The 23896-nt window shown below is 43.9% G+C and carries 20 protein-coding genes and 1 other RNA gene; 12 read left to right on the forward strand and 9 right to left on the reverse strand.

The features are described from left to right. Nucleotides 1–93: 93 nt before the first annotated feature. The 3 genes from AC1DCV_RS01500 (at nucleotide 94) to AC1DCV_RS01510 (ending at nucleotide 3339) form a co-directional block, all read left to right on the forward strand. Nucleotides 94–1515, forward strand: a complete 1422-nt coding sequence (locus AC1DCV_RS01500) for a tetratricopeptide repeat protein (RefSeq protein ID WP_133808696.1) — start codon at nucleotides 94–96, stop codon at nucleotides 1513–1515. A gap of 180 nt (nucleotides 1516–1695) precedes the next feature. Then, nucleotides 1696–2460, forward strand: coding sequence for a phosphosulfolactate synthase (locus AC1DCV_RS01505; protein WP_441572568.1), 765 nt, complete (start codon nucleotides 1696–1698; stop codon nucleotides 2458–2460). A gap of 132 nt (nucleotides 2461–2592) precedes the next feature. After that, nucleotides 2593–3339: a shikimate dehydrogenase family protein gene (locus AC1DCV_RS01510; RefSeq protein WP_477021523.1), complete on the forward strand. Its 747-nt coding sequence runs from the start codon at nucleotides 2593–2595 to the stop codon at nucleotides 3337–3339. A 105-nt stretch (nucleotides 3340–3444) separates the two neighbouring features. On the opposite strand, the gene AC1DCV_RS01515 is transcribed toward AC1DCV_RS01510, so the two are convergent. After that, complete coding sequence (locus AC1DCV_RS01515; RefSeq protein WP_477021524.1) at nucleotides 3445–4242, reverse strand: class I SAM-dependent methyltransferase; 798 nt, start codon at nucleotides 4240–4242, stop codon at nucleotides 3445–3447. A gap of 152 nt (nucleotides 4243–4394) precedes the next feature. Here AC1DCV_RS01515 and truB point away from each other — a divergent pair, with 152 nt between their 5' ends. After that, the gene (truB, locus tag AC1DCV_RS01520) at nucleotides 4395–5090 is read left to right on the forward strand and encodes a tRNA pseudouridine(55) synthase TruB (RefSeq protein WP_477021525.1); all 696 of its coding nucleotides are present in this window, start codon (nucleotides 4395–4397) and stop codon (nucleotides 5088–5090) included. On the opposite strand, the gene tamL is transcribed toward truB, so the two are convergent. After that, complete coding sequence (gene tamL, locus AC1DCV_RS01525; RefSeq protein ID WP_477022070.1) at nucleotides 5071–7500, reverse strand: translocation and assembly module lipoprotein TamL; 2430 nt, start codon at nucleotides 7498–7500, stop codon at nucleotides 5071–5073. The two genes, truB and tamL, sit on opposite strands and share 20 nt — an antisense overlap. 102 nt (nucleotides 7501–7602) lie before the next feature. Here tamL and AC1DCV_RS01530 point away from each other — a divergent pair, with 102 nt between their 5' ends. From AC1DCV_RS01530 to AC1DCV_RS01540, 3 genes are read left to right on the forward strand one after another with little or no spacing between them, the layout of a single operon-like run. Further along, nucleotides 7603–8343: a TrmH family RNA methyltransferase gene (locus tag AC1DCV_RS01530; protein ID WP_477021526.1), complete on the forward strand. Its 741-nt coding sequence runs from the start codon at nucleotides 7603–7605 to the stop codon at nucleotides 8341–8343. A 6-nt stretch (nucleotides 8344–8349) separates the two neighbouring features. Next, nucleotides 8350–9381, forward strand: a complete 1032-nt coding sequence (locus AC1DCV_RS01535; RefSeq protein WP_477021527.1) for a hypothetical protein — start codon at nucleotides 8350–8352, stop codon at nucleotides 9379–9381. After that, nucleotides 9347–11677 (forward strand): hypothetical protein, encoded by a 2331-nt coding sequence (locus AC1DCV_RS01540; protein WP_477021528.1) that lies wholly within the window; start codon nucleotides 9347–9349, stop codon nucleotides 11675–11677. The genes AC1DCV_RS01535 and AC1DCV_RS01540 overlap by 35 nt, the downstream gene beginning before the upstream one ends. Here AC1DCV_RS01540 and AC1DCV_RS01545 read toward each other — a convergent pair whose 3' ends face one another. Continuing rightward, nucleotides 11678–12913, reverse strand: a complete 1236-nt coding sequence (locus AC1DCV_RS01545; RefSeq protein WP_477021529.1) for an ABC transporter permease — start codon at nucleotides 12911–12913, stop codon at nucleotides 11678–11680. It lies immediately after the preceding gene. Between the two features lie 186 nt (nucleotides 12914–13099). Here AC1DCV_RS01545 and AC1DCV_RS01550 point away from each other — a divergent pair, with 186 nt between their 5' ends. Continuing rightward, a complete protein-coding gene (locus tag AC1DCV_RS01550; protein ID WP_477021530.1) occupies nucleotides 13100–14389 on the forward strand; it encodes a type IX secretion system plug protein in 1290 nt (429 codons plus the stop codon). Between the two features lie 60 nt (nucleotides 14390–14449). Here AC1DCV_RS01550 and AC1DCV_RS01555 read toward each other — a convergent pair whose 3' ends face one another. The 5 genes from AC1DCV_RS01555 to ffs all read right to left on the reverse strand — a co-directional run bounded on the left by AC1DCV_RS01555 (nucleotide 14450) and on the right by ffs (nucleotide 19316). Beyond that, nucleotides 14450–15760, reverse strand: coding sequence for an NAD(P)/FAD-dependent oxidoreductase (locus tag AC1DCV_RS01555; RefSeq protein WP_477021531.1), 1311 nt, complete (start codon nucleotides 15758–15760; stop codon nucleotides 14450–14452). A gap of 262 nt (nucleotides 15761–16022) precedes the next feature. Then, a complete protein-coding gene (locus AC1DCV_RS01560; RefSeq protein ID WP_477021532.1) occupies nucleotides 16023–16733 on the reverse strand; it encodes an MIP/aquaporin family protein in 711 nt (236 codons plus the stop codon). A gap of 35 nt (nucleotides 16734–16768) precedes the next feature. Then, nucleotides 16769–18262, reverse strand: a complete 1494-nt coding sequence (glpK, locus tag AC1DCV_RS01565; protein ID WP_477021533.1) for a glycerol kinase GlpK — start codon at nucleotides 18260–18262, stop codon at nucleotides 16769–16771. Nucleotides 18263–18442: 180 nt separating this feature from the next. After that, nucleotides 18443–19093: a fructose-6-phosphate aldolase gene (fsa, locus tag AC1DCV_RS01570; protein WP_441572556.1), complete on the reverse strand. Its 651-nt coding sequence runs from the start codon at nucleotides 19091–19093 to the stop codon at nucleotides 18443–18445. Between the two features lie 123 nt (nucleotides 19094–19216). Continuing rightward, nucleotides 19217–19316: signal recognition particle sRNA small type (gene ffs / locus AC1DCV_RS01575), an RNA gene on the reverse strand. 211 nt (nucleotides 19317–19527) lie between these two features. Here ffs and AC1DCV_RS01580 point away from each other — a divergent pair. Next, nucleotides 19528–19971 (forward strand): DUF5684 domain-containing protein, encoded by a 444-nt coding sequence (locus tag AC1DCV_RS01580; RefSeq protein ID WP_477021534.1) that lies wholly within the window; start codon nucleotides 19528–19530, stop codon nucleotides 19969–19971. A gap of 48 nt (nucleotides 19972–20019) precedes the next feature. On the opposite strand, the gene AC1DCV_RS01585 is transcribed toward AC1DCV_RS01580, so the two are convergent. Continuing rightward, nucleotides 20020–20760 (reverse strand): RDD family protein, encoded by a 741-nt coding sequence (locus tag AC1DCV_RS01585; protein WP_477021535.1) that lies wholly within the window; start codon nucleotides 20758–20760, stop codon nucleotides 20020–20022. Nucleotides 20761–20912: 152 nt separating this feature from the next. Between AC1DCV_RS01585 and AC1DCV_RS01590 the strand changes: the two genes are divergently transcribed. Genes AC1DCV_RS01590 through AC1DCV_RS01600 form a run of 3 tightly spaced genes read left to right on the forward strand, consistent with a single transcriptional unit; the run spans nucleotide 20913 to nucleotide 23894 of the window. Next, on the forward strand, nucleotides 20913–21878 hold the full coding sequence (locus tag AC1DCV_RS01590) for a stage II sporulation protein M (protein WP_477021536.1): 966 nt from the start codon (nucleotides 20913–20915) through the stop codon (nucleotides 21876–21878). 1 nt (nucleotide 21879) lies between these two features. Beyond that, on the forward strand, nucleotides 21880–22668 hold the full coding sequence (locus AC1DCV_RS01595; protein WP_477021537.1) for a hypothetical protein: 789 nt from the start codon (nucleotides 21880–21882) through the stop codon (nucleotides 22666–22668). Continuing rightward, the gene (locus AC1DCV_RS01600; RefSeq protein WP_477021538.1) at nucleotides 22665–23894 is read left to right on the forward strand and encodes a DUF4350 domain-containing protein; all 1230 of its coding nucleotides are present in this window, start codon (nucleotides 22665–22667) and stop codon (nucleotides 23892–23894) included. Before AC1DCV_RS01595 ends, AC1DCV_RS01600 begins: the two co-directional genes overlap by 4 nt. Nucleotides 23895–23896 lie beyond the last annotated feature (2 nt).

Below are 23896 nucleotides of genomic sequence, written 5' to 3' on the forward strand. Positions count from 1 at the left end.
ATACGATTAAATCACAAGGAAATGTTAAAAAATATTTAAAAGGTCATTTTCACCCCATATTTGGGCATAAATAAAAGTACTATATTTACAGTAATGAGTAAAGACTTTTCCTTTTTAAACGAAGATTTTGATGATCTGAGAGACTTGTTGCAGCAGTTTGAAAATCTCAGGGCTGGTAAGTCTCATTCTTTTTTGGACGAAGATTCATTTGAACAGATCATAGACTATTATGACGAGCATGACGAAATGCCGATCGCATTGCAGGCCGCAGAAATAGCCATCGAACAATTCCCCTATTCTTCTACATTACTGCTTAAAAAGGCCAACTTACTGATAGAAACCAAAAAGTACAAGGAAGCATTGGATTTGCTGGAGAAAGCAGAAGTACTGGACCGCACTGACATTAATCTTTATATACTGCAGACAGATGTTTACCTGGCGCTGAATCAGCATCAGAAAGCTGCCAGTGTGCTGGAAGAACAAATAGAGCAGTTTTCGGGAGAAGACAGGACGGAGTTGTTACTGGAACTGGCCGATGTGTATGATGACTGGGAAGAATTTGAAAAAGTATTTGATTGCCTGAAAATGGCACTGGAATATGATCCCAACAGTGAAGAAGCCTTGCATAAGATCTGCTTCTGGACAGAGTTTACTGGTCGTAATGAAGAAAGTATCCGTTTGCACAATGCGATTATAGACGAGCATCCCTTTAACCAGCTGGCCTGGTTTAACCTGGGTACTGCTTTTCAGGGACTGAAGTTATACGAGAAGGCCATAGATGCTTATCAGTATGCGGTAGCAATTGATGAAAAATTCGATTATGCCTACCGGAATATGGGCGATGCGTATATCCGCCTGCGTAAGTATGCCGAAGCGATTGAAGTGCTTCAGAAACACCTGGAAATAGCGAAACCGGAGGATGTTATCTATGAAGCTATCGGGCATTGTTATGAAAGACAGCGCAAGTTTACCCAGGCCCGCTATTATTACAGGAAGGCATCGCATCTGAGTCCGAGCGATGATAAGCTGTATTATAAGATTGCGGTGGCCTATATGATGGAAGCCAACTGGGAAAATGCTGCCAAATCGTTGCTGAGTGCACTTAAAATAAACAAAACCAACGCTGAATATAATATGAGCCTGGGTGAGTGCTACCTGGAGCTGGGAAAAAACAAAGACGCACTGGTTCATTTTATGAATGCAGTACGTACCCGGCCCAAGAGCGCAGTTACCTGGCAGGAGCTGTTAAAAGGGTTGTATGTGTCCGGATTCCTGGAAGAAGCCCTGGTACAGCTGTCAATAGCAGAGGAAAAGGCAGGCCGTAAGCCCATATTTATCTACTACCGGGCAGCCATCCTGATCGCTATGGGGAAAACCAAAGAGGGTTTGTTGCATCTGGAAACAGCTTTGCAGCAGGCGCCAAAAATTGTTAAAAAGCTCGTAGAGCTTGACCCTGCTGTGTTACAGCATGTGAGTGTGGTGGATCTGATTGCGCAATACCGCCGCAAACGTTAACCAATGTTATTTACTTTAATAAAATAAAGTATACTTCTTATTTTTGCGCCGGCTTTTAATTGTCATGGACAAAAGTCAACAGTATTTCCGGTTACTAAAATTGCATCTACGCTATCCCGAAGTGCCTGGCGAAAATTAGTATGTGTTTTACTGACCAATAAGAAGATAAAAATATTTCAAATGAATTTTAATCTGACACAAATCCCGGAAAGGACAAAGAAGCCCCGTACACATGGCTTAACCATGGTAATGGATAAGGGCCTTAGTTTGGAAGAAGCACGAAATTTTTTATCGGCAGCAGGTCCTCATATTGATATCCTGAAACTGGGTTTTGGCACTGCGTATGTTACGCCCAACCTGCGCGCAAAAATTGAACTTTACCAGGCAGCAAACATTCCTGTATACTTTGGCGGAACCCTGTTTGAAGCCTTTGTGATCCGCAACCAGTTTGAGGAGTACATTAAGGTAGTAAAGGATTACGGCATCAGCTACATGGAAGTTTCTGATGGTTCTATCACTATCCCGCATGCTGAAAAATGCGGTTATATTGAGAAACTCGCTAAAATCGGGTTGGTATTGAGTGAAGTAGGATCTAAAGATGCGGAACACATCATCCCACCCTATAAATGGATTGAGCTGATGAGCGCTGAACTGGCAGCCGGCGCCACTTATGTGATCGCCGAAGCCCGGGAAAGCGGTAACGTTGGTATTTATCGCGGTAGCGGTGAAGTACGCGAAGGTCTGGTACAGGAAATCCTGACACAGATACCCGCTGAAAAAATTATCTGGGAAGCGCCACAAAAAGCCCAACAGCTTTACTTCCTCGAACTCGTAGGATGTAATGCCAACCTGGGTAACCTGGCGCCTAATGAAGTTATTTCCCTGGAAGCTATGCGTATTGGCTTAAGAGGAGATACGTTTAACCTGTTTTTAGATAGAGAATAGTTTTTTAATAATTACGAATCTCAAATTACGAATGACGGATTTGTGAGAAGATAGAAGTGAGTAGCTATGCTGCGTACACTATCTCCCTACAAATCCGTAATTCGTATGTCGTAATTTTCAATTATTGGCTTCATGAAGATTTACGGACTTATTGGCTATCCGCTTAGCCACTCTTTTTCAAAAGGGTTCTTTAAAGAAAAATTTGAAAAGGAACAGATCACTGGCTGCCAGTATGAAAACTTCCCGATACCCGGTATCTCCGAATTCAGCACACTGTTGGAGCAACATCCGCAGCTCAACGGATTAAATGTTACCATTCCCTACAAAGAAGTAGTCATCCCTTTCCTGGATGAACTCAGCAAAGCGGCTGCACAAATAGGCGCCGTTAACTGCATTCATTTTAAAGACGGGAAGAAAACAGGGTATAATACAGATGTAATCGGGTTTACAAAATCATTGCAGCCATTACTGCAATCCCACCATACCAGCGCCCTGGTGCTGGGTACCGGTGGCGCCGCCAAAGCGATTATGTATGCACTGGAGCAACTGGGTATTACCTACACCGTAGTAAGCCGTCAGCCGGTTAACGGAGCGATATCTTATGACGCACTGGACCAGGCAACCGTTGCAGCACATACTGTTATTGTCAATACTACTCCTTTAGGCATGTATCCCAAAGTAGATACGTTTCCTGAAATACCTTATCAATACCTTACCTCCAGGCACCTGTTGTATGACCTGGTGTATAACCCCGCAGAAACCGCCTTTTTACAAAAAGGAGCTGCACAAGGCGCTACCACTAAAAATGGACATGAAATGCTGATCCTGCAGGCAGAAGCTTCGTGGGAAATATGGAACGGAACAGCTATTAGCCATTAGCTTTTAGCTTTTAGCAAAATGCAGCGGAGAACATAATATATGTTTATCTCCGCTGCATTTTGCTAAAAGCTAAAAGCTAAAAGCTAATGGCTAATAGCTAAAAAGCTATTCCGGTTTAATCATATAATACATGCAGGTAGTCACAAAATTCCTGAAGAAAGGAATGGCTGCAATGGGCTTCCACTGCACTCTTGCGCTTACACCGAATTTATATTTATAGATGGGATTGATCAGATAGAATCTGCGTTGGGTAATTTTATAGTGCTGACGTTTTACGATGCGCTCAAAGCGTTCAATAGAAATACCGGTTGACTTCACATCCATCAGATCCACCACTACATCATCTCCTTCACCAAACAGCCGCAATACTCCTTTGTACAAAGGTCTTGGCAGCAAGTGAATATAAGGCACCATGCTGAGGAACTTGTTGGCGCAAATCTGCTGATGGCCTCCATGTGGCATATACCAAGGTGGAAACCCAAAATAAACCTGCCCCTGGGGGGTGAGTAATTGCTTCAGATGCCCGATGATTTTTTCCTGGTCAGGAATGTGTTCGATGGCATCTTTCAAAATAATTACATCAAAAGAATGCTGGAATTCTCCCAGGAAGTCAAGATCATAGATGTTTTTGGCGATCAGCTTTAATTGTCCGCCATCCAGGTATTGTTGAAGGAAACTTTTAGCCAGTTCGATACGGTCAGGTGCAAGATCCACGCCCACACAATTGCAGCCCTTTTCCAGGAACGGGATCAGCACCCCGCCTTCTCCACATCCTACTTCCATTACCCGCAGGCCTTCCAGTTTCGGAAATTCCTGCTGTATGAATGGCAGTACGTAGTCACGCGAATTGTCGACCTGTTGCTTATGCCGTAGTGTTGCGTCTAAATGATGTTCTAGTGCCATGTATTTGAAAATTGCGTGAATTTAATAAAAAGCCATTAGCTTTTAGCTATTAGCTTTTAGCCAATGCGGCGAAGGCCATTATACGTTACTCTCCGCTGCATTGGCTAAAAGCTAAAAGCTAATGGCTAAAAGCTATTTATTATCTTTGCGCCATGCAAACGAACGAAAATATTAATTACCAGGAAGGAGCCGTGATACTGATCAACAAGCCATTAACATGGACTTCCTTCGATGTAGTGCGTAAGATAAGAAATACCACCAAAGCAAAAATAGGTCACGCCGGCACGCTGGACCCATTGGCTACCGGACTGCTGATTTGCTGCACCGGGAAAATGACAAAGAAAATTAATGAATACCAGGCCCAGGAGAAGGAATATACCGGCACTTTCACATTAGGAGCTACCACGCCCACTTTTGACAAAGAATCCGAGCCTGAAAATTTCAAAGACATCAGTCATCTTGATGAAGCCGCTATACTGGCTGCCACTCAGCCTTTTATCGGGGAAATTATGCAGTTACCTCCGATTCACTCTGCCATCAAACAAAATGGTAAGCCTATCTATCTGCTGGCCAGGAAAGGGGTAGATGTAAAAGTGGAACCACGTAAATTAACTATTTCGGAATTTGAGATCACCAAAATTGACTTACCGGAAATACATTTCAGGGTGGTGTGCAGCACGGGCACGTATATACGTTCACTGGCGAATGACTATGGTGCTACACTGGGTTGTGGTGCTTATCTGAGCAGTCTTTGCAGAACACGTATCGGTAATTTCAAATTGTCGGATGCTACTGACATGGCTGATTTCATTGCTGCCAACACCGTTCCTAAAACGGATAACCAATAGCAATATTCCAGATAATATTATCACGTCTCCATCTACCGTCTTTCAAATCCCATTGGCTCAGATACCAACCGTTTTTATTGCCGGTAAAGTAAGGTACTTTCACTGGGATACCCCAATCCAAACGGATGAGGAAGAAGGAGAAATCCAAGCGCAGACCCGCGCCGGTTCCTATCGCCAGATCATGATATAACTGGTTGAACTGGAATTCGGAGCCGGGTCTGGAGGGATCACTCCGGACCATCCAGATATTACCCATGTCCAGGAAGGTAGCTCCTTTGAGGTTGATAGTACCTCCAAACATTCTTAACAGATCGAAACGGTATTCCATATTGCCTTCCAGCTTCATATCACCTGTTTGATCAGGGAATGTTTGTGAGCTGGGAGAGTCATCCTTGTAGGAGCCAGGGCCCAGTGAGCGTAAGCGCCAGGCGCGGATACTGTTGGGGCCACCGGAAGTAAACTGTCTTACATAAGGCAACACCTGTGAATAACTATAAGGGATGCCTATACCGGCATAAGCCCGGGTAGCAAGACCGCTGTGCAGCCCCAGTTTCCAATAGTGACGGTAATCTGCTTCTATCTTTACAAAATTGGAAATATTAACATTGGTCAGTGTTTCCAGGTTGGTTTTATGTCCGCTGACACTGTTCATCAGGCTGTTGATGCCGCTCAGCCAAAGCCCGGATTCTTCTATATTTATCCGGAAGTAGCTGTAGTGGCGCTGATGGAGCAAGTCCTGGTTGCTATAGATATAAGAAACACTTTCTCCACCGATCAGTGCCGGTTCAAAACTACGCCTCAGGTAAGGATTCTTATTGACCACACTGTCGCGGAATATAGGATCCAGGCTTACTCCCACATAGTTCAGGGTGATGGGCCGGATGATCCAGCGCTTATACAATGACTCGTTCCAATCATAGCCGTATGAGGCATTGATACTGGTGACATCAAACTTTTCTACACGTGACAGGTAATTGGCGCCCAGTGTTAACCGGGTTTTTACATTGGACTTGGCGGATTGTTTGATATTAAATGGAAGCGCAAAACGTGGCCAGGTAAGGCCTATCTCTCCGCCAAACTGTTTGGATTGCAGGTCCCATCCGGATTTCTGACGTATCAGTTCAATACCGGTATTCAGGGCCATACCCAGCTGGGTAGCTGTATTATTCAGATTGATGTGGCGGTAGTTCAGGGTGATACCGGATCCCAGCGTATAGTCGGAACTGTTACTTAACTCAAAGCTGAGTCCCAGCTCCTGTTTGCGGCGTGGTGTCAGGAACACGTAGGCATCCAGTGTTTTAACAGTATCTTTCCGCTCTTTGTACTGGAGCGTAACAAATTGCCAGATACCGATGTCGTATAATTTATTGACCGTATTGGTATACTGTTGCAGGGAATAAGTTTCTCCCGGTCTTAGTAATATAGATTTAGAAAGAATTTTGGGCCTCAGTATCTCCTGATGATAACGAATGTTAATGTACTTGCGGTTATCATGTTTCAGGGTGCTGTCGTTTGGATTGCCATTCAGTGAAAAATCGGGGTAGGCATAAATCTTACCGATATGATATTGTTGCCAGGTGGCGATACTATCTTCCGGATTTTTGATATGGATTTCCACGTCCATGGTCAGTTTATCCCGTCCTTTGTTTTCGTTGAAGATATTTACAAATCCTTCAAAAGGGTTGAGGGTATTGCGAAACAGTGCCTTATTGAGTGTGTCGACACTGTATTCTATCGCATCGCGGTTAAACTGATAGTAGCCGGCATCTTTGATCAGCCGTGTTAACCTTTCCCTTTCGCTGCCAAGGGTAGCCGATTTAAATACTACGCCTTTCTGTACCAGTGATAATTGTTCATTGGCTTTTACAATGTTTAAAATCGCAGTATCGGGTATAACGTAGGTAATTTTATCTATGACGAAGTTTTTGCCGGTATTTACCTGGTAGGTAACACTGGTTTTTTTACGTTTGGTTTTAGCCTCATAGTTTACGGTAGCATAAAAGAAGCCCTGGTTGTGGAGGTAGCTGCTCATGCGTTCCACCGACTCTTTGGATTTGGTGGAATCATATACTACGGGTTCTTCGAGGTTCCGTTTTGACAGGACCAGGTTCCAGAACCAGTTTGATTTTTGCTCGTTATACTTCTGGTTATAGAGCCAGACTTTTATGCGGGTGGTCAGTAATTTTTTGTTGGGTTGCTGTGTCATCAGCGATTTCGAAGAGAGGGAGCTGCGGAGATCCTGTTTTTCGGAGTTGAGTACTTCTCCCTGTACATCTACTTTACTGCTGGTATATAATGTTTGATTCTTTTGAAGGTATTTGGTATTGGAACATGCCGCCAACGTGAATATTACAGCTAATAGCAGCAATTGTTTCAGCAGTAAAATTCTGGATTTGGGAAGCAGTTGCATCACGGGCGAAAACGTTATTAGTAATTTTTAAAGCCATTCCTGACGAACCGGAAACCATGCCTCTTCTTGGCTGATTAAAAGAAATCGTGTAGGTTTGGCCCCATGTTGTCAAAGGCGCAAATTAAATATATTCAATCATTACAGCACAAAAAAAACAGGCAAAAATCCAGCCAGTATGTGGCAGAGGGTGACAAGATCGTGCAGGAGCTGCTACAGGCGGGCATGCCCGTAAAAGGAGTATTTGCAACAGCCGATTGGCTGGAACAACATACGGCCTTGCTGGACAGGTTACCTGCGGGCGCAGTGACAGAAGTGGATACAACAATACTGAAACAATTGTCTTCACTCACCACACCCAACAGGGCAATGGCTTTGCTGGATATGCCTGCAGCGGCCAATCCGCTTCCGGCAGCAGGTACTGTGGCGCTGGCGCTGGAGGCCATACAGGATCCCGGTAATATGGGAACGCTGATTCGCATTGCCGACTGGTTTGGTATACCACAGATTATTTGCTCCCCGGATTGTGTGGATGTATATAATCCTAAGACCATACAAGCTACCATGGGTAGTATTATCCGGGTACGTATAGCCGAATACGATATAAAGGAGTTGTTGCGGCAAACTAAACTTTCTTCCTATGCAGCTACCCTGCATGGTAAGAATATCGCCGATTTCCCGGCCATGAAAGAAGGTATTATCCTGATTGGTAATGAAGGAAGGGGATTAACGGAAGAAGTAATAGGACTGGCTACCCACCGGATCACCATTCCCCGGCTCGGTGGCGCCGAATCATTAAATGCTGCAGTGGCAGCAGGTATTATCTGTGGCAGGTTGCTTATTTAAAATATCATGATACCCCGCATACTGTTTATAAGTTTGTTTGTGTTAACTGCTGCCTGTCATCATCCTGTACAGCGAAAAGTAATGCCTGCCTTTTATTACTGGAAACAAACCTGGAATGGGAACGCCAAAGAGCAGGCATATGTGCAGCAGTTGCCGGCAAAGCGCTTATACATTAAGTTATTTGATGTAGACGTAGACGAGGTGACGAAAGCACCCGTACCAGTAGCTATTTTCAGACAATCGGCTCCCTTGCCCGCCAATGTGGACATTGTGCCGGTGGTGTTCCTGATGAACGAGGTATGGGCGCATCCGGATACGGCACTTGCCGGCAAAGTAGCAAAACTGATGGGAGAATTATGCGATCGTATGCCAGGTGTGCATATCCCTGAAATACAGCTGGATTGCGATTGGACAGAGCGCAGCCGGGATGCCTATTTCTCTTTTATAAAACAAATCAAACAAACACCTTTTTTTCAGCAGCGGCGTATATCGGCCACCATCCGTATGTACCAGGTGAAATATGCGGTACGTGCAGGGATTCCACCGGTAGACAAAGGCCTGCTGATGTGTTACAATATGGGCGACCTCCGTAAGCCCGGCGCACATAATTCTATTCTGGACCTGGAGGTGATGGAGTCCTACCTGGGAGAGCATCGGGTTGCCAGATATCCCTTACCTTTGGACATTGCGTTACCCCTTTTCGAATGGAGTGTTTTATTCCGTAATGATATCGGGTATGCAGGGATCTTAAGGAATGTTGGAGAAACGGAATTGCAAAATGCGGCCCTTTTTGCCCCAGGCCCGCCACACCTGTACACAGTACAACAGGATACACTACTGAATGGCTATCCATTAAAGAAAGGAAATGTTATCCGGCGGGAAACTATCGATCCTTTAACACTGGAATCTTCCGCAAAGATGGTGGCAAAACAGCTACCCACAAAAGATCCGGTTATTATATTTTATCATCTTGATTCGCTGACGCTTCAAAATTATCCATTGGATGAACTACAAAAAATTATCCGTTTTTTTAATTAGCTTTTGTGCTGTTTTTTTTGGTAATGTGATCTACACCCTATCGTGTGGTCCCTCGCCAGATCCTTACGACTATTATATCTCCTTTTATAGTCCTTATTCAAAAGGAGGAGGATATGAACCATTTTATTATACTTCACTGAGCCATTTTTACGGTGATCCTACGCCTTCTGAGGAAACGGCTAACGTGGGGGACTGGCAAAACTATACTGGCAGTAAGGTAACGGCCAAGGATATACGCGAATGTATTTATACTTATAAGGTGGAGCAGTTATCGGCGATTGCTACTGGCAGTAATGTGTTACCGGATAGTGTAAAACAAAATTCTTTTGCACAGTTTTTATTGAAAGATAAAAACCGGGAAGCTGCCCGTTATTTATTATTTGCCAAAACCTGCGAACCCGCTGTTATCAACGCTGACCCGTGGTCTGTGCCCGACAGAAATAGTGGTTTGCTGGGAGATCTGTATACAGAAGGCGAAGGGTTGTACAATAAAACCACGGATAAGGATATCCGTGAACGTTATGCTTTTCAGTTGATCCGCCTGCAGCATTACCGTAAAGACTACAGGGATGCTATTACTTCTTTCGATAAATTTTTTGAAGGGAAAGATAATTCCTCATTAGTCTATTTCAAAGCGTTGGCGCTGAAAGCGGGTGCCTTATTGCGTTTAAAGGATTCTGTGCAGAGTGCATATTTATTTTCGCGCGTATTTGAAAAGGCACCGTCTCTGCGGACTTCCTGTTTTACCAGCTTAATGTGGACAAACACCAGCAATAACCAGGTGTATCCGTTGTGTAAAGACAATCACGAAAAAGCCACCGTGGCTGCTATTTACGGGTTTGCCAACTCAGAGCCGGATGTTGCCGCCCTGCGCAATGTGTACGGTTTTGATCCCGCTTCTCCTGCATTAAATATATTGCTGGCCAGGGAAATTAATAAACTGGAAGATGCATACTTCAGCCCGTATCTGAGCGAAGGACAGTCAGTCGGATTAATCAGCATGCATGACTACTCTACGGAAGAGAAAAAGAAAATGAACACGCGGTTAAGCACTTTGCAAACCGTGATAGATAGCTTCGTGAATAAGGGTAAATTAAAAGATATGGATCTGTGGCGGGTTTCATCTGCCTATATTTCCTATATCCGTAAAGACTATCCGGCTGCAAAGATCCGGTTGGAAGAAGTGAAAACAAAGGAGGGGGAAGTAAAAGATCAGTGGGAAATTGTTAACCTGCTGGTAAATATCAACCAACAGAAAACAATAGATAGCGCCTTCGAATCACGTTTGCTGGCTTCTTTTAAATGGCTGGATGCTAAAACACCTCCGGAAAAAAATCATCGTGATGACTGGTGGAGTATGCCGGACAAAACTTACTTTTTTAAGAAAACCTATCGCAACCTGTTATTTGCCATCCTGGCTCCCCGTTATCATCAGCAGGGAGACGTGGTGAAAGAAGCACTGATCAGGGGACGCTGCGATTCGTTACAGATAAACGATTATTTTGTTTCTGGTCAGACTGCGGTATCCCAGGTGAGTGATGATATGAAGTCTGGGGAACTGATCCGCCTGAATGATTTTCTGCGTCAACCGGTGAAGACTCCGTATGAGTCTTACCTGGCGGGCTTCTTCCCCAAGTACCTGAATATGAACAGGCTCATTGGAGAAAGCTATGTGCGGGTACATGATTTCAGCAATGCGCGTGACTGGTTTAAAAAAGTACCCGCTGCTGCGCAGGCTACTTCTTACCAGGTATTTCGTGAGCAGCTGCAGGACTTTGGGCAAGATACCGCTGAACTGGGCTACACCAAAGGGATTACACAGCAACAGTTTTGTGATCGCATGGTGCAGTTGCAGGAAAAAATGAAAACAGCGCCGGTGTCGCCCAAAGTATATTACGATTATGCGTCTGCGTTATTCAGCATCTCTTATTATGGAAGAACATGGTTTTTCGTGAAGGATTACCGTCCCTCTACGCAGTGGTATACAACCAAGTGTGATAAAGACCCGTTTGAAAAGCAGTATTTCGGTTGCTATGGAGCAGAAACCTATTACTTAAAAGCAGCGCAGGCCAGTACGGACAAAGAGTTCAGGGCCCGGTGTGCATTTATGGCGGCGCGTTGCTCACAGAAGCATACCGCTGAAAATGAGGACAGCGATAAATACATTTCTGCGTTGATACATAACCGTTATTTCCCTTTACTGACAGGTAGTTTTGTGCAAACCAGTTTTTACCACCAGGTATATGGTCAATGCAGTTACCTGCGCGATTATGTAAAAAGTACCCGCAGGAAATAACTACTTAAACTGTATGGCTTTTACCGGCGTTATGCGCTTGATAATTAAAGACGGGAGCAGCAATATCAAAGTACAGATCAGGAAGGTGCCTAAGTTAATCAGCAGGATATCGACCCAATGTATAGAGATGGCTGCTACCGACATATAGTACGACTCTTCCGGTAATTTGAATATGCCGGTGCTTTGTTGGAGGAAAGCGATGCCCAGCCCAAAGAAATCGCCGATCAGGATACCCAGTATCACGATATAAGCGGCCTGGAAAACAAACACCTGTTGGATATTCCAGTTGCGCATTCCCAGTGCTTTGGCAATGCCTATCATGTTGGTACGTTCCAGGATGAGGATGAGTATGGCGGTGATCATGTTGATGATGGCCACTATGGTCATGATGATGATGATGATCAATTCGTTCTGGTTCTGTAGTTGCAGCCAGTCGAAGATGTTGGGATAAATATCCCGTACGGTGCGGGTAAACAGCTGGTCTGATAACAGGTTCCTGTCCATATACCTGGCCGTGGTATCCATCTTGTGGTAATCGATGAGCGTTATTTCGTAACCGCCTACCTGTGTGGGTTCCCAGTCGTTCATTTTACGAACCAGGTTCAGATCGCCGATTACATATGTTTTATCGTATTCTTCTATACCTGTTTTAAATATGCCCGTCACCGTTAGCTTGCGGGCTCTGGGAGGTAATCCGCCACCCTGAATAAAATAGATAATGGCTTTGTCATTTACTTTCAGCCGTAGCTGTGTAGCCATGTATTCAGAGATCATGATTTCGGGTGAATAGGAGGAGTCATTAAACTGCAGGAGGTTGCCCGATTGGAGGAAACGCCTTAGCTGTGGCCAGTCGTAGCCCTTATCTACCCCTTTAAAAATGACCCCATCTATTTCCTTTTCTGATTTGATGATAGCAGACTTGGTGGCGTAATTACTGATCGTTTTAATGCCAGGTGCCAGTTTAATACTGTCTAGCAGGCTGTTTCTGCCGGTGAAAGGAATTTCTTCTGTGAGTGGTCCGGCATTGGGTTGGTATTCATTGACATGGATATGGCCCCAGAAGCTGAATATCTTTTCCTGAATCACTTGTTGGAAACCGTTTACCAATGCTGTTGCCAGTATCATTACCGCTACGCTCACCGCGGTGGCGGCTACTGCTATATTGATGATGAACTTGGAAAAAGTGGATCCCTTATTGAAAGCAATCCTTCTGGCAATAAAAAATGATAAACGCATGGAACAAATATATAGGGAAAAGCGGAAAGCGTAAAGCAGAAAGCAAAAAGCTATTGTAGCGGGCGATGGCAGGGTCTAAATTGTTTTATCTTCGCCGGGATCATTCGTTACAATAGCTTTTTGCTTTTTGCCTTCAGCTTTTCGCTTTCCATTAATAGTCGTACCTTAAATAATCAATTACCTCGTATGCGTACAGCAGCATTTTTCATAATAGCCATTGCTTCCTGTTTGTTCAGCAATAACATAGCAGCACAGGTAGATGCTATTACTCCGGACCATGTATACTATAACAACATCAGATCTGTAAAATTCAGCCAGGCAGGCGATCCGCTTAGTATGCCGATGTATACTATTGGCACCGGGGAGAAGCTGGAACTATCTTTTGATGATATGGATAATGATGTGAAAAACTATTATTATTCCTTTGTGCTTTGTAATGCGGATTGGACGCCGGCACCAGTGAATCAGTTTGATTACATGCGGGGCTTCTCCGAAACAAGAATACTGAACTATAAGTTATCCAGTGTTTCGCTGGCGCGCTATACTCACTACAGCGTGCAGCTGCCAGGCACCAACAGTTATCCGGTGAAATCGGGCAACTACCTGTTGAAGATTTACCTGGACAGCGATACCTCTCAACTGGCTTTTACCCGCCGGATGTTTGTAGTGGAAAATAAAGCCGGTATATCGGGCTTTATACAAAGTCCAATTGCACCAAAACTATTCCGTACTTATCAGAAGATCAATTTCGAAGTAAACACCGGCTCTTTAAATATTCAGAATCCATTTGATCAGATAAAGGTGGTGATATTGCAGAACTATCGTTGGGATAATGCACTGACTACCCTCAAGCCTCAGTTTATCAACGGCAACGTATTAAAGTATAATGCGGAGCAGGATTGTGTGGTGCCTGCAGGAAAGGAATTCCGGTGGATAGATTTACGCAGTTTCCGTTTGCAAACGGAGCGAGTGCAGCGATCCGAGTATCATAATAACAGCACTGATGTATTCGCAGTGCCTGATCATGAAAGGGCAGATAAAGTATACCAGTTTATTAAAGACATTAATGGCAAATATTACCTGGCTACACTGGATGATTATGATCCTGGTTTTGAAGGGGATTATGCGTCTGTGCATTTCTCCTTTGTAGCACCAGAGCCATATGCAGGCTACGATATGTATATATACGGGGAGCTCACCAACTACGAATGTAATAAAAACAGCAAGCTGACTTATAATGGCGCCAGCCGTGCTTATGAAGGCACGCTTTTCCTGAAGCAGGGCTACTATAATTACATTTATGGATTGGTAGATAAAACGCAGCCCAATGCGAAATTCAATACAGAGCTGACAGAAGGTGATTACTGGGAAACGGAGAATAATTATACTATCCTGTTGTATTACCGGGCATTGGGTGGCAGATCAGATGAGCTGGTATCCTCTATCACATTGAATTCTATTCTGAACAGAAAATAGTAATGAAAGCGAATTTAAAAAAGGGAGATGATTATATCATCTCCCTTTTTTATTATATCATTAGTTGATGCTCTGTCTTAGTTTTACAATATTGGCAGCACCGCGTTTGATGATGATGCGGGTACCTCTTTCATAAGTAAAGTAGCGGTAAAACCAGTTAATGAATACTACCAGTTTATTTCTGAATCCCAATAAGCTCATGAGATGTACTATCATCCATGCTATCCAGGCAAGGTAGCCGCTCATGCGCATGCCGGCAAATTCGGCTACGGCTCTGTTGCGGCCAATGGTGGCCATACTGCCAAGATCCTTGTAGTTAAAGCCTTTCATGGGTTTGTGGTTCAGGGACAGCCGTAAGTTATTCGCTACATTTTTACCTTGCTGTATCGCTACCTGTGCTACCATCGGATAACCTTTAGGGAAGCGGGGATCGTTGGTCATTTGTGCAATGTCGCCGATGGCATACACATTGGTAAAGCCTTTTACCTGGTTTAGTTCATTCACGATCACCCGGCCGTTGGGAAGTATAATATCAGCAGGAATTCCTTTTACAGGAATGCCTTTTACGCCGGCAGACCAAAGGAGAGATTGTGTTTGTATCACTTCTCCGGTGCTGAGGGTAACCGTTTTTCCGTCATATTCTTTTACGCCGGTATTGGTCATTACACGTACGCCTATATCCTGCAGGGCTTCCAGCGTTTTTTGAGATGTTTTTTCGCTGAAGGAAGCGAGTAACTTAGGGCCTGCTTCAATGAGGTATACATTCATTAACGACTGAGGCAAGGTAGGGTAGTCTTTGGGCATAATGTATTTGCGTAATTCCGCAAAAGCACCTGCCAGTTCTACACCGGTAGGACCGCCACCCACCATCACAAAATTGAGTTTGGGTTTGATTTCTTCCGGATTTTGCAGCAGCAGGCTTTCCTCAAATTGTTTTACAACGTAGTTCCTGATCTGTACTGCTTCAATCAGTGATTTCATACCAATCGCATTATCTTCTATGTCTTTATTACCAAAGAAGTTGGTATTGCTACCGGTAGCGAAAACGAGGTAGTCGTAGTGTATTTCACCGATACCTGTTTCCAGTATATTTTCTTCTGCACGTAAGCCGGTTACTTCTGCCATGCGGAAAACCAGGTTTTGTTGTTTCTGGAATATGCCGCGTAATGGAAAAGCGATACTATCTGGTTCCAGGCCGGCAGTAGATACCTGGTATAGCAGGGGCTGAAAAAGGTGATAGTTATTTCTGTCCAGTAACACTACCTGAACAGGTACGTGTTTAAGCTGTTTGGCCAAATTTACGCCGCCGAATCCACCGCCTACAATAACGATTCGCGGTTGGCTGGTGTCCGGTATGTTGGGCTGAATCATAATTCGTCAATTTATAATTACGATGATGGTATTTAACTGGTGGTCCGCAACTTATGGGCAAACGGTGTACCACCATTAAATATTCTCAAAGTTACGAAACTTTCAGAAAAAAATGAAAGTTATGTTTTTGTTTTAACGAAAATTAGATAGAATCATATGTTTTGTAAGATGTAAAAAGATCAGCGGTTACAGGTAATGCATCGCTTACCAGTAGCCGCTGATCTTTTATATTATCTCCTGAAATTTAATAATCAGACTACCACTATTGCAGGCAGTATTTATAAATAAAAGCCGCTGCTGCAGCACCTGCCAGTGGTCCCAATATGGGGATCCAGGCGTAACCCCAGTCGCTGTCACGTTTTCCTGGAATAGGCAGGAGGTAGTGCATTATTCTGGGGCCCAGGTCACGGGCAGGATTGATAGCGTAACCGGTAGGGCCGCCAAGAGATAAGCCAATGGAGAGTACTACAAAGGCTACCGGTAGCGCATCCAGGGAGCCTATACCCACAGTAGGGCCGGTAATGAAGCAGATGGCCAGTATGAATACCATGGTGGCCAGAAACTCCGTGAGGAAGTTGTATTTAGGGTTTCGGATAGCCGGAATGGTACAAAACACGCCGAGTTTGGTATTGGCATCGGGTGTTTCATCGAAATGTTTTTTGTAGCAAAGCCATACCAGCAGGGCGCCCAGCATGGCGCCGGCTAGCTGAGCGGCTACATAACCGGGTACTTTTTCCCAGGGGAATTTTCCCTGCAAGGCTTCTGAAAATGTAACAGCCGGATTGAGGTGGGCGCCACTATATTTGCCAGTGGCATATACACCAATAAATACGGCCATTGCCCAGCCCATGGTGATTACCATCCAGCCACCCTGGTTGCCTTTTGATTTGTTGAGTATAACGCTTGCTACCACACCATCTCCCAGCACAATGAGAAATGCGGTTCCTAAAACTTCTGCTAAATAAGGTGACATAAGTTGAACAAAATGTTAAGTAACGTGGAAAAATATTATTCTTCAGTCCAGGCTTGTGCTGCTCTGATGGCGCGTTTCCAGTCGCTGCATAATCTTTTGCTTTCAGCGTCCTCCATAGTAGCATCAAAGGTGGCATCTATCTTCCATTGCTTTGCGATGGTTTCAATGCTATCCCAGTAGCCAACAGCGAGTCCTGCAAGGTAAGCAGCTCCCAGCGCAGTTGTTTCTGTAATAACAGGGCGTACAACGCGGAGATGGGTGATATCTGCCTGGAATTGCATGAGCAGGTTATTTTTGGTAGCGCCGCCATCTACGCGTATTTCGGTGATGGGCATGCCTGTATCTGCTTCCATAGCCTTTAGCACATCCATGGTTTGAAAGGCAATACTATCCAGTGCTGCTCGGGCAATGTGTGCAGCGGTAGAGCCCCTGGTGAGCCCTACCATCGTGCCACGTGCGTGTTGATTCCAGTAAGGCGCACCCAAACCGGCAAATGCAGGTACCAGGTACACACCATCGCTGTGGGGTACTGTGGCAGCCAGTTTTTCCACATCGGCAGAATGGCGGATAATGCCCAGTCCATCGCGGAGCCATTGTACTACGGCGCCGCCGATAAAGATGCTGCCTTCCAGTGCATAGCTGGTTTTACCATTGATTTGCCAGGCTACGGTGGTAAGCAGGTTGTTTTTGGAAGGAATGGGTTTATCGCCGGTATTCAACACCATAAAACAACCGGTACCATATGTATTTTTGATCATGCCGGGTTGTGTGCATAACTGTCCGAACAGGGCAGCCTGCTGATCTCCGGCAATACCGGCAATAGGAATACGATAGGGGGTGAGATTGGCTTCTGAGTACCCGTAAACTTCGCTGGATTGTTTTACTTCCGGCAACATAGCAGCAGGAATATCAAAGAGTGCTAATAATTCCGGATCCCATTTCATGTCGTGGATATTAAACAACAATGTGCGGGAGGCATTACTCACATCGGTAATGTGGAGTTTGCCGTTGGAGAAATTCCATACCAGCCAACTGTCTACTGTACCAAATGCGAGCTCGCCGTTTTCTGCTCTTTTACGGGCATCGGGTATATTGTCCAGCAGCCATTTAATTTTGGTGCCGGAGAAGTAAGCATCCAGGCGTAAGCCTGTTTTATCTTTTATGAGTTGTTCTTTCCCTTCTTTGATTAATGAATCGCAATAGGCGGCGGTGCGGCGATCCTGCCATACGATGGCGTTATGAATAGGTTTGCCGGTTTTTTTATCCCAAACAATGGTGGTTTCGCGTTGATTGGTGATACCAATAGCGGCGATATCTTCACCGGTTACCCTTGCTTTCAGTATGACTTCTGCGGCTACACTGGCTTGTGAAGTCCATATTTCCATCGCATCGTGTTCCACCCATCCCGGTTGCGGAAATATTTGTTTGAATTCTTTCTGGGCAACGGCTTTGATGCTGCCATCGTGATCAAAAATAATAGCGCGGGAACTGGTGGTGCCCTGGTCCAGCGAAAGGATATATTTTCCCATTGGGTTCTCTGTTTATTGCGTGTTGGGTGTACGTGGATATTATCTTTGAATTTAAAATAAATTATCCAACAAAACACTATCATCTTCCAGACAGCAAAATATAACCAGGGGTGAGGGCAAAAAAAATCCCCGGCGCAATTACTGCACCGGGGATACACCATCTAAAAAAATATTGTGAGATTACATTTTCTTGGCATCTTCCAGGAACTTCGCCAGACCGATATCCGTTAACGGGTGCTTCAGCAGACCCAGGATAGAATCTAACGGGCAGGTACATACGTCAGCACCTACTTCTGCACATTTCACAATGTGGAGTGCGCTACGGATAGAAGCTGCGAGAATTTCTGTTTTGAAACCCTGTAAGCTGTAGATCTGTGCAATTTGTGCGATCAGTTCTACACCATCCCAGTTGGTATCGTCAATACGACCAATGAACGGAGATACATAAGCTGCACCTGCTTTAGCAGCAAGGATAGCCTGACCTGCAGAAAATACCAGGGTACAGTTTGTTCTGATACCGTTATCAGTAAACCATTTGATGGCTTTCACACCGTCTTTTATCATTGGAACTTTCACCACGATATTCGGGTGAATAGCAGCCAGTTTCTTACCTTCTTCAATAATAGATTTGAAATCTGTGGAGAGCACTTCAGCACTTACATCACCGTCTACGATTTCGCAGATGTCTTCGTAATGCTTGATAATAGCAGCTTCGCCTTTAATACCTTCTTTAGCCATCAGAGATGGATTGGTGGTTACACCATCGAGAACGCCGAGATCGTGAGCTTCCTGTATTTGCGCCAGATTAGCTGTATCAATAAAGAATTTCATACTATATAAATTAGTTGTCAGGAAATGAACCGTTTGTGGAAGGTGCTGTCATTAGTGAAAGAGGTGGAGAAAATAGCAACCAGATACTATTGACAAGCAACTAATGACAATAAAAAAAGAAAAAAAAGGCAAGTTACTTATATCGCACCGCTACAACCACCTACCCTTGCTACATTCCTGTCCTGGGGGAGTTCAGTAGGAGCTGGTCGTATAAGACTTGCCGGTTGCAAAGGTAATATAATGTGTTGAATCTCCAAATATTAGACAGAAAAAAGTTGAAATTATTTTTTGAACCGTATTTATACGCATTCTTTTAATGTTAATAATGTTAGGAGTATGTATATAGCGGGAAAATATATATATTTGGTAAACAGGGTTATCCCCCAAAGAAAGATTGTTAAACTTGAAACTTCAAAACAACTTAAACCTATTTTATGCAAACAACCACCTATGAAGGCGGCAGTGCCTTCGCAGTGCTATTTAGCGGCGTATTTCTTGTCTTCGCCCTAATTCTCATTGCCATCATTTTCATCAGTCTCTGGAAAATATTTGAGAAAGCAGGTCAGGAAGGCTGGAAAGCTATCATTCCTATTTACAACCTCTACATCCTTACTGTCATTGTTGGCAAGCCATGGTGGTGGATGCTCCTGATGTGTATTCCATACATTGGTGCGATCTGGGGTATCTGGATAACTAACCTGCTCAGCAAAAGCTTTGGAAAAACTGAAGGCTTTACGGTAGGACTGGTTCTCCTGGGTATTGTATTTTATCCTATCCTGGCATTTGACCGTACTATTGTGTACAAAGGCCCGGCTGGTGATCCAACCCGTTTTAATCACGTAAACGATGATCTGAATTCGATAGGTAAATCTATCTGATGCAGCTATCCAGATAAAAAAAAGGCGGCCCGTTGATGGCCGCCTTTTTTAATTATTCCTGGTGGTGTAATAATTATAGTCGTTGAGTACCGTTTCCAGGAAGTAAGTATGTGGCAGGTCAGATTCAATGTGCAACACATCTTTTACCCGGTATGCCACCCTGGCGGCCAGCTCGTCATCCTTCGCCATCAGCGCACGATCCAGCAGTTCCTTTACTTTATTCATATCCCTGTCGGATAATTTCATGATCTGCGGAAACTGAGGTTTATAATCGCTATTGGAAAGATCCCGGAAGATGGTTTCTTCTATACTGCCTTTTCGTTTGGTACTGATCACAATGGTGCCGGCTATTAAATCGCCTAAACGTTGATTATACGGTGTGCGCACAATCGTTATCAGTGGTATCAGTACCGGTAAAAGAGCCATGAAATACAACGGTGTTTCAATGATCCGGAATATCCATCTTATCAGGTGCTGACTAATACTGGGCGCATTTCCCGTCATACTCACCACCTGTATATGTAATATTTTTTTCCCGGGTGTAGACCCATTCATACTGATTTCTGTAATAGGGAAATAAAACATGATGGGTATAAAAACCAGGAGTATGTAAATCACCAAATGAGCATCCATCTCCAGCCGGAAAGAGGTGAGCACTGAATAAGCCAACAGGATATAGCAGGCGCGTATGGCAAAATCAATCAGCCATGCTAAAAAACGCTTCACGATATCTGCCGATTCAAATTCGAGATCTATATTGAAAGAAGTTGGTATTTTTATATCTGCCATAGTCAAATTTACATATTTGTTTATATATTGTTAAACGATTTAGTATGTTTGCCGGTATTCCCCCATTAGTAACCCATTACTGTAGGTAATATCTGTATTTAAAAGGGAAAGAAGAACTCAATATGAGAGAATCGCTGTTTATCAAAAAAAATTTGTCCCGATGGAAGCAATACCAGGAGGAGCCCACAGATGACCCTGATGAAATGGCGGAAAGATTTGTGTCAGTATTAGATGATCTGTCTTACGCTAAAACTTTTTATAGCTTCAGTAAGGTAACCCGTTATATAAACGGCCTGGCAGCGGGCATTTACCATCGTATTTATCAGAATCGTAAAGAAGATGTAGGTCGTTTTCAGCTGTTTTTTAAATACGAATTACCACTGCTGTTTCGCAGGTATCACCGCCTGTTATTATTTACGTTATGTTTTTTCCTGCTCTTCTGTATTATTGGTGCCTTTTCATCTGCGCATGATGAAACTTTTGTGCGGGGTGTACTCGGAGATGAGTATGTAAATATGACCGAACGTAATATTGCCAATAAAGATCCCTTCGGCGTATATAAAGACGGCGATCCGTTAGGTATGTTTTTCCGCATCGCGATCAACAACATACAGGTATCTTTCTATTGCTATGTAGGCGGTATTTTCCTGGGTGTCGGCTCCCTGTATCTGCTCATACGGAATGGGGTGATGCTGGGTGTTTTTCAATACTTGTTTTTTACACATGGTCTGGGCTGGAAATCAATCCTGGTCATCTGGATACATGGTACTTTGGAAATATCCAGTATCGTTATTGCAGCCTGCGCAGGTATTATATTGGGCAAAAGCATTCTTTTTCCCGGCACGCGCACACGGTTAGCCTCCCTGCGCAAAGGCGCCAAAGATGGAATTAAGATCATGGTAACTTTAGTACCTGTATTTATAGTAGCAGCATTCCTGGAGAGCTTTGTAACCCGGCATACTGGAATGCCGCTGGTGTTAAGTCTTTTTATCTTGTTGTCATCGCTGAGTTTTATACTGGGCTATTTCATTTTTTATCCCATTTACCTGCATAGAAAAGGATATCGTTTAAATGCGGAAGGGAAAGTCTTCATCCCATTTACCCTTTCAAAGCAGTAACATGAAGAAATATTTGGGGCTAAAAATAGGTTTGCTGCTGTTGCTTTGTCTCCCTTTAAAAAGTATAGCACAATACGACAGCACGGTAACGCCGGAAACTGCTATTACCCAGGAGACCGATAGTGTACCGACAGCGGCAGGCGCGGATGTTGATGCCGATACCGAAGAATACGCAGACGAAACTGCTTATCATGAGATGCGTTACATCTCAGATTCTCTGGTAAAAGTGCTGAAAGAAAATAAGAAGCTACAGTACTATGATATAAAAAAAGAGCCTCCAAAACGCTTGCCATGGCTGGAAAGATTTCTGACTGCGATGTTTAATTCTATCAGTGCTATCCGCTTTATACTCATGATTTTGTTGCTGGCAGGATTAGGATTTCTGTTGTACCGCTATATGAAAGTTAATGGCATGACCATCTTCCGTAAGGCGAAACTAATAGATGGCCTGACGGAGATACAGGAAGAAGAACTACAAAGTGGAGAGGAATATGAGGAGAAAATAAAAACAGCTATTGCGGCCGGAGATACAAGACAGGCCATACGCTGGTGGTATCTGTATACCCTGTTTCAGCTGGCTGGCCGGCAAATGATTGTGGCGGGCCGCGAAAAAACAAATAATGATTACCTGCGTAGTATGCGCAGCTCCCCCTACTATAAAAAGTTTGCCGCACTGACGTTGGACTATGAATATATCTGGTATGGTGGATTTGAGGTGAGTGAAGATAATTTCAGGAATATTAACCAGGAGTTCAGGGATTTTAATAACGCAATAGGAAAAGCTTCGTGAAGACTAAATCCATTTATATCATCATAGGATCGGTTGTACTGTTATTCATAGTACTGATGATCGTTGGAGGTAATTTTTCCACTAACCCGGAAGAGCAATCCACTGATATGTCCCGGTCTTCTTTTTCCAGTAAGGATAAGAAAGCCGGCGGCGCTTACGCCGCTTTTAAGATGCTGCCAGAACTGTTTTTCAAACATTCCATACAGGTGGTAACTAAACCTTTTGCACGCACCTACGAAAAAGAAACGGAGCTGAAGTATAGCGGCAACACCTATATACTGGTGGCCAATGAACTGTTTACAACTGAAAAAGATGTAGATGCTATGCTGGAATATGTATCACCTGGCAATGAACTGTTTATTGCAGTGAATACCCCGGATCCCTATTTAGCCAAGCAACTGAATTTTAAGGTGGTGGAAAGTGATAACCTGCAGCATCAGAAAGCAGGTGTGGTACAGCGTTACGAGGATGCCGCGGTGCCTGTAGATACCGGCTTTTCTTATGAAGGGATGATCAGCGGTAATTATTTCTCTGGTACAGACAGTACTACAACAACAACGCTGGGCTATAACTATAAAAATAAACCTAATTTTATTCGTATTGCCTACAGCCGTGGGTATATTTATCTTTTGCTGAATCCGTATACTTTCACTAATTATTTTTTACTGCACAAACATAATGTGGCCGCACTGGAAACGCAGATTGCTTATTTGCAAAATTCAGCCGGCAATGTATACTGGGACGATTTTTATAGTGGTCAGCATAGTGCACAGGCGGGCGATTTCAGTGAGTGGCAGGTATTAATGCGCTATCCGGCTATGCGCTGGGCATTGTGGCTGGGTGTAGCATTGCTGCTATTGTATGTATTGTTTGAAAGCAAACGCAGACAACGGATTATTCCTGATAAACCGGTATTTAATAACACCTCTGTTGAGTTTGTGGATGCGATAGGGCAGTTGTATTATCAGCAGCATAACAACTTTAATCTGGCGCATAAAATGATCCTTCATCTGCTGGAATATATCCGTACCCGTTATTATCTAAATACCAATATACTGAATGAAGAATTTGTAGCGGCGTTGTCGCGGAAATCTACCATATCTGAAGCGGATATCAGAACGTTATTGCAGATGATGCATCATGTGCAGTTGGAAGGAAATATAAGTGATGATTACCTGAAGGAATTTTATAAACGCATTCAACTATTTTATTTAAACACGAAATAAAT

The sequence above is a fragment of the Chitinophaga sp. 10T418 genome, from assembly GCF_056394125.1.

Excerpts from the sequence above, each read along its gene's own strand:
- glpK (WP_477021533.1), bottom strand. The coding sequence starts at position 18,262 with ATGGGAAAATATATCCTTTCGCTGGACCAGGGCACCACCAGTTCCCGC.
- AC1DCV_RS01580 (WP_477021534.1), top strand. The coding sequence starts at position 19,528 with ATGCAAACAACCACCTATGAAGGCGGCAGTGCCTTCGCAGTGCTATTT.
- AC1DCV_RS01555 (WP_477021531.1), bottom strand. The coding sequence starts at position 15,760 with ATGATTCAGCCCAACATACCGGACACCAGCCAACCGCGAATCGTTATT.
- AC1DCV_RS01595 (WP_477021537.1), top strand. The coding sequence starts at position 21,880 with ATGAAGAAATATTTGGGGCTAAAAATAGGTTTGCTGCTGTTGCTTTGT.
- AC1DCV_RS01585 (WP_477021535.1), bottom strand. The coding sequence starts at position 20,760 with ATGGCAGATATAAAAATACCAACTTCTTTCAATATAGATCTCGAATTT.
- tamL (WP_477022070.1), bottom strand. The coding sequence starts at position 7,500 with ATGCAACTGCTTCCCAAATCCAGAATTTTACTGCTGAAACAATTGCTG.
- AC1DCV_RS01500 (WP_133808696.1), top strand. The coding sequence starts at position 94 with ATGAGTAAAGACTTTTCCTTTTTAAACGAAGATTTTGATGATCTGAGA.
- AC1DCV_RS01540 (WP_477021528.1), top strand. The coding sequence starts at position 9,347 with ATGAACTACAAAAAATTATCCGTTTTTTTAATTAGCTTTTGTGCTGTT.
- truB (WP_477021525.1), top strand. The coding sequence starts at position 4,395 with ATGCAAACGAACGAAAATATTAATTACCAGGAAGGAGCCGTGATACTG.
- AC1DCV_RS01510 (WP_477021523.1), top strand. The coding sequence starts at position 2,593 with ATGAAGATTTACGGACTTATTGGCTATCCGCTTAGCCACTCTTTTTCA.
- AC1DCV_RS01535 (WP_477021527.1), top strand. The coding sequence starts at position 8,350 with ATGATACCCCGCATACTGTTTATAAGTTTGTTTGTGTTAACTGCTGCC.
- AC1DCV_RS01550 (WP_477021530.1), top strand. The coding sequence starts at position 13,100 with ATGCGTACAGCAGCATTTTTCATAATAGCCATTGCTTCCTGTTTGTTC.
- AC1DCV_RS01530 (WP_477021526.1), top strand. The coding sequence starts at position 7,603 with ATGTTGTCAAAGGCGCAAATTAAATATATTCAATCATTACAGCACAAA.
- fsa (WP_441572556.1), bottom strand. The coding sequence starts at position 19,093 with ATGAAATTCTTTATTGATACAGCTAATCTGGCGCAAATACAGGAAGCT.
- AC1DCV_RS01505 (WP_441572568.1), top strand. The coding sequence starts at position 1,696 with ATGAATTTTAATCTGACACAAATCCCGGAAAGGACAAAGAAGCCCCGT.
- AC1DCV_RS01515 (WP_477021524.1), bottom strand. The coding sequence starts at position 4,242 with ATGGCACTAGAACATCATTTAGACGCAACACTACGGCATAAGCAACAG.
- AC1DCV_RS01560 (WP_477021532.1), bottom strand. The coding sequence starts at position 16,733 with ATGTCACCTTATTTAGCAGAAGTTTTAGGAACCGCATTTCTCATTGTG.
- AC1DCV_RS01545 (WP_477021529.1), bottom strand. The coding sequence starts at position 12,913 with ATGCGTTTATCATTTTTTATTGCCAGAAGGATTGCTTTCAATAAGGGA.